The following is an 862-nucleotide window of genomic DNA, read 5'->3' as shown; positions in this document are numbered from 1 at the left end:
GTGGTGCGGAAGGTTCCGTCGCGCTCCGCGAGGTCGGCGGTGACGGCGTCCTCGATGCGGGCGGCCTGGGTCTCGTGGCCGAGGTGGCGCAGCAGGAGGGCGACGGACAGGACCGTCGCGGTCGGGTCGGCCTTGCCGGTGCCCGCGATGTCGGGGGCCGAGCCGTGGACGGGCTCGAACATGGACGGGAAGGTGCCGGTCGGGTTGATGTTCCCGGAGGCGGCGAGGCCGATCCCGCCGGTCACGGCGGCGGCGAGGTCGGTGAGGATGTCACCGAAGAGGTTGTCCGTGACGATGACGTCGAAGCGCTCGGGCTGCGTGACGAAGAAGATCGGTACTCCTGGCCGACCTTGTCGAAGATGTTCTTCCACAGGTGGCCCGCGTACACGAGGACGTTGTTCTTGTGGACCAGCGTCAGCTTCTTGCGGGGGCGGGAGCTGGCCCGCTCGTACGCGTCCCGTACGACGCGCTCGACGCCGTACGCGGTGTTGACGCTGACCTCGGTGGCCACCTCGGCGGGGGTGCCGGGACGGCCGGCGAGCGGGGTGGCCGTGTTCGGGAAGAGCTTCGACGGGCGCAGGTTGATGAAGTGGTCGAACGCGAAGCGGAGTTTGAGCAGCAGACCGCGCTCCAGGACGCCCGAGGGGACCGACGGGTCGCCGATGGCGCCCAGCAGGATCGCATCGTGGTGCTTGAGCGCCTCGAGTTCCTCGTCCGGGAGGGTCTCACCGGTGCGGTGCCAGCGCGTGGCGCCGAGGTCGTACTGCTTGGTCTCCAGCTTCACATCCTGGGGCAGGACCGCGGTAAGGACCTTCAGGCCCTGAGCCACGACTTCCTGGCCGATGCCATCACCGGGGATCAC

1 pseudogene is annotated in these 862 nt (G+C 69.3%); it reads right to left on the bottom strand.

The features are described 5' to 3' along the window. A pseudogene (locus tag IF09_RS41475) lies at positions 1 to 862 on the bottom strand (3-isopropylmalate dehydrogenase); the annotation flags it as partial.

The sequence above is a fragment of the Streptomyces katrae genome (genome assembly GCF_000717655.1).
Taxonomy (GTDB): domain Bacteria; phylum Actinomycetota; class Actinomycetes; order Streptomycetales; family Streptomycetaceae; genus Streptomyces; species Streptomyces katrae_B.
Note: the sequence above shows the minus strand (reverse complement) of the source record. Positions and strands in the feature narration are given on the sequence as shown.